Genomic DNA, 3,959 nt, shown 5'->3' with positions numbered 1-3,959 from the left:
CACCCACGGCTCGGGGATCCCTCACCCGAGGGCTCCCCGAGCACCCGCGGTCTCGAAGGAGAGACATTCCGATGCCCAAGCCGACAACAAGCGACCTGATCGTCTCCTCCGTCCTGGAGGAGACACGAGTGGCCCGCAAAGCTCACCATCAGGCCATCGCCCTCATGGTGCAGACCGCCGAGGCCGAAGACCCGGTGCCGGGTGTGCAGATGGAGACCTTCGTGCGGGCACAAGCACTGCACCAGTTGTGGACCCGCGCCCGCTCCTGGGCCGGCGTCACCGCCCTGTCCGAAGAAGATCAGCGTCTGAACGTCCCCAGCGCCCCCGAAGCGGCTCTGCGTCAGTTGCTCAGCATCGAGGGACCGTTCGTCCTCGGGCAGGACGCCTCGGAGATGGCCCGGCTCGTACACGAGCACCGTATGGCCATGTACCACCGATGGCATCGCGACCTGGAGGCCATCCTCGAGCGCCACACCGGGGAGGGCTCGTGACCGACCATCCGTACCCGGTCGGCACGCGCGTGTTTCACGTTGGTCAGATGTGGGCCCGCTGCCTGCCCGGTGGCACCGGCGCGGTCAGGGCCGTGTACGGCCCGTACTCCGATGGCGCATACGAATACGACGTCCTCACCGGTGCCGACTTCACCGTGCGCACCGGCGCGGACAACCCAGAAGTCGCCATGCGACGGTGGGCGTCCTCGAGGTCGATGCCCTGGCCAAGCGTGCGCATGCCGGGCAGGTCGACAAGATCGGCGTGCCCTACATCGTGCACGTACGCGCGGTGGCCGCCGGGCTTGCCCCGATGGGGGACGAGCTGGTCAAGGCCAGCCTGCTCCACGACGTCCTGGAAGACATCGACTGGACCGCTGAAGGGTTGCGGAAGGCCGGAATCCCGGCCCGGGTCGTCGAGATCGTCGAGGCGGTGACCAACACGTCTGGCATGTCGTACGAGGAGAAGATCAGGCGGATCACCGCCGACCCTCAGGCCACCCTGGTGAAGGTCGCCGATAACGCGCACAACTCGCGCCCGGACCGAGCGGAGCAACTGCCGGACGCCAAACGGGAGCGCCTTGCCGCGAAGTGCCGCTCCGCGAGAGCCCAGCTGTGGCCCGCTGCACGCCCGGAGGACATCGAGGCGATCGTCCGCATCGTCAACCCGTCGCTGCTCGCCGAGCTGAGCGAGCATGTCTCAGCGCTGAACGGCCGTCCTCCGTACGAGAACGACTCCGCATGACACTCGAAGCGAGCCGTCACGCAGCCGCGGACCCGGTGAACATCACCGACCTGAACTCACGGGCCAGCTTCAGCGCGGCCTCCAGGTCGGGCCGCACGGATTCCGGGTGCTCCATCCTGCAGAACGCCTCTGGGGGCGACAGGGGCCTTCTGTAGGGGAGTTGTAGCGGCAGCGGCCGCCGTCGGTGGACACTCAAGTCATGGCCAAGGAGGACGCCGAGCAGAACGGCGAAGTCACCGTGGAGGAGCGCGAGGAGATGAGCCCTCTCTCCACGATGGAACCCGACGGCGGTGACTTGGAGGACGACGGCCCGGAGGACGACGATGAGTGAGCGGCGGGTAGAGATCGACCGCAGGTGGGGGCTGCGGCTCAAGGCCCGTACGTACCAAAAGGGCCGAATGCGGGCCGTGACCTTGCGCGAGGGGCCGCCGCGCGCCGCGCATCTGGACCCCGAGCTGCCCCGCGCGGTCATGCGCTGGAGCGGTAAGAAGACCGGGTGGAAGTTGGTCAAGGTCGTGCCGAACCTGGCGGCCGCGCAGGAGTTCATGCGTCCGAAGGACACGAAGAAGCCCAAGCTCGAACCGTGGTGAGCGAGGACGACAACGCCGAGATCGTCGACCTCCTGCGTACGCCGTGGTCCGGGCTGTACTCCTCTCCGGCCGAATGCGCGCGACGCCCTCGATAACGGTCAGGCCCACGACCGGCGCTACACGGTCGCGGGCCCACGAGCGGATGCTGCTGCAGGGCTAGGCCGCGCCGTAGGCGACGTGCAGGCGGTCGGCAAAGCTGCGGATGTCCGACTCTGCCGCGCCGGATCACGACGCCTACGACGGCGGCGGGGAGCACCGTGCTGCCTATCCCGCCGGGGCCCATGAGCAGCATGAGCAGGTCGGCGAGCGCCTCGGTGGCGTCGTCACCGCGAACCGCTTCGGAATGAACCGTGATCCTTCCGTGCCCTGCGCCCGTGAGCGTCGTCGCCATGTGCGTGCAGTCCTCGTTCCGCAACCACGGCGGAGTCGTCCAGGTGAAGGTCATGCCAGCATGGTGCCGCTGGGAACCGGACACGTCCCTTCAGCCCGCCTCCGGTGTCTGCCACTGCGGCGTTTCATCGGTCACGGTCGGCTTCTGCGGTCGGGGAGCGGCGACTGTCCGGCTCAACGACGCCGCCCCGCCCGGCGTGACGCACCGCGCCGTCACCCAGTGCGTTCACCTTGATCGAAATCGTGTTCTTCTTACCGGGGTGCAGAGGTACGGTCAAAACCACGCAAGATCATCAAGGGGGGTGCCTCTATGTCCTTCGTCAAGCGAAGCGAGGCGTTCGGGGTTCGTAGAAGGTGCCGTCGCGGAGCATCGCGAACAGCACGTTGATTCGTTGCCGGGCCAGGCGAAGAAGCGCCTGGGTGTGGGTTTTCCCTCTGGCTCGGCATCGGTCGTAGTAGGTGCGGGAGGCGGGGCCGTGCAGGGCGGCGAACGCGGACAGGAACATCGCGCGCTTCAGGACGCGGTTGCCGCCTCTGGGGGCATGTTCGCCGTGGATCGAGGTCCCCGAGGACTTCGTGGTCGGGGCGTAGGAGGCCAGGTGGGCGGCGGTGGGGAAGCTGGTGCCGTCGCCGACGGTGACCAGCAGTGTGGCGGCGGTCCTGACCGCGATCCCCGGCATCGAGGTCAGGACCTTCGAAAGAGGGTGCTGTTCCAGCAGGGCGCTGATCTGGGCTTCCGTGGCCCGGCGTTGGTCGTGGACGGCGCCGAGCGAGCGGGCCAGCGACGGGATCACGATGTCGAGGGTGCCGGTGCCCGGGACCACGACGGTCTGCTCGTCGAGCGCGTCGAAGACCTCGTCGATCAGCCGCGTTGCCATGCGCGGGGCCTTGGGCCGGATCACCTCGACGAGCTTGCGGCGTCCGGCCGTTCGCAGTGCGGCCGGGGAGCCGTAGCGTTCCAGCAGCCAGGTCACCGCCTGATGGTCCAGGCGCGGGCCCAGGACGCGCTCCAGGCTGGGATGGAACTGGGTGAGCAGGCCGCGGATGCGGTTGGAGGTGCGGGTGGCCTCGGCGGCGAGGTCCTGGTCGAAGCCGACCAGGACGGTCAGTTCTGCGGTGATCTCGTCGGTCAGCTCCAGCGAGCGCAGGGTGTGCGGCATCGTCCGCGATGACCGCGGCGTCGCGGGCGTCGGTCTTCGCCTCGCCGGGATACAGGTCTGCGATCCGCCGCATCGACAGGCCCGGCAGGTAGGCGACCTTGCAGCCCGCATCGCGGGCGACGGTGAGCGGCAGAGCGCCGATCGAGGCGGGCTGGTCCACGATCACCAGGACGGTGCCGAACTTGTCGCGGAGCTTGTCGAAGACGGCCCGCAGCTTCGGTTCGGTGTTGGGCAGGGGCTTGTCGAAGACCTTCTTGCCGGCCGGGGTGAGCCCGTGGCCGTGGTGGGCGCTCTTGCCGACGTCCATGCCCAGGAAGACGCCTATCTCGTCGTACTCCGTCAAACCGTCCTCCCGAACGGGTCGTGCGGTGCTGGCCGGGGCGTTGGCGTCGAGCGCGCATCCACGTTATGCAGACCTGCCGCCCGCGGAAGGCCGGGCGTTGCGCTCGGCCAGGCGGTAGTCGGACCTCTCATCAGCGTCTCCAACGGCGCCTCTCGGGCCCGGTGGCACCCCCCTCCAGGTCATGCCTTCGACAGGGGGGAACAGCCATGCCGGGCCCGGAGGCCAGCGGTCCTCTTGCAGGAC

The 3,959-nt window shown here is 68.6% G+C and carries 4 protein-coding genes and 1 pseudogene; 4 read left to right on the top strand and 1 reads right to left on the bottom strand.

The genetic code is table 11. The features are described from left to right. Positions 1–71: 71 nt before the first annotated feature. The 4 genes from ACFWZ5_RS45390 to ACFWZ5_RS45375 all read left to right on the top strand — a co-directional run bounded on the left by ACFWZ5_RS45390 (position 72) and on the right by ACFWZ5_RS45375 (position 1,823). Positions 72–491: a hypothetical protein gene (locus tag ACFWZ5_RS45390; RefSeq protein WP_384893082.1), complete on the top strand. Its 420-nt coding sequence runs from the start codon at positions 72–74 to the stop codon at positions 489–491. Between the two features lie 196 nt (positions 492–687). Continuing rightward, complete coding sequence (locus ACFWZ5_RS45385) at positions 688–1,233, top strand: HD domain-containing protein (protein ID WP_384893079.1); 546 nt, start codon at positions 688–690, stop codon at positions 1,231–1,233. Positions 1,234–1,432: 199 nt separating this feature from the next. Further along, on the top strand, positions 1,433–1,564 hold the full coding sequence (locus tag ACFWZ5_RS45380) for a hypothetical protein (protein ID WP_384893076.1): 132 nt from the start codon (positions 1,433–1,435) through the stop codon (positions 1,562–1,564). Continuing rightward, complete coding sequence (locus ACFWZ5_RS45375; RefSeq protein WP_384893073.1) at positions 1,557–1,823, top strand: DUF6087 family protein; 267 nt, start codon at positions 1,557–1,559, stop codon at positions 1,821–1,823. The genes ACFWZ5_RS45380 and ACFWZ5_RS45375 overlap by 8 nt, the downstream gene beginning before the upstream one ends. A 710-nt stretch (positions 1,824–2,533) precedes the next feature. Here ACFWZ5_RS45375 and ACFWZ5_RS45370 read toward each other — a convergent pair. Further along, positions 2,534–3,680: pseudogene (locus ACFWZ5_RS45370) on the bottom strand (IS110 family transposase). Between the last annotated feature and the right edge of the window lie 279 nt (positions 3,681–3,959).

The sequence above is a fragment of the Streptomyces sp. NPDC059003 genome (assembly GCF_042740445.1).
In the GTDB taxonomy this organism is placed as follows: Bacteria; Actinomycetota; Actinomycetes; order Streptomycetales; family Streptomycetaceae; genus Streptomyces.
This window is presented reverse-complemented; position numbering and strand designations above follow the sequence as displayed.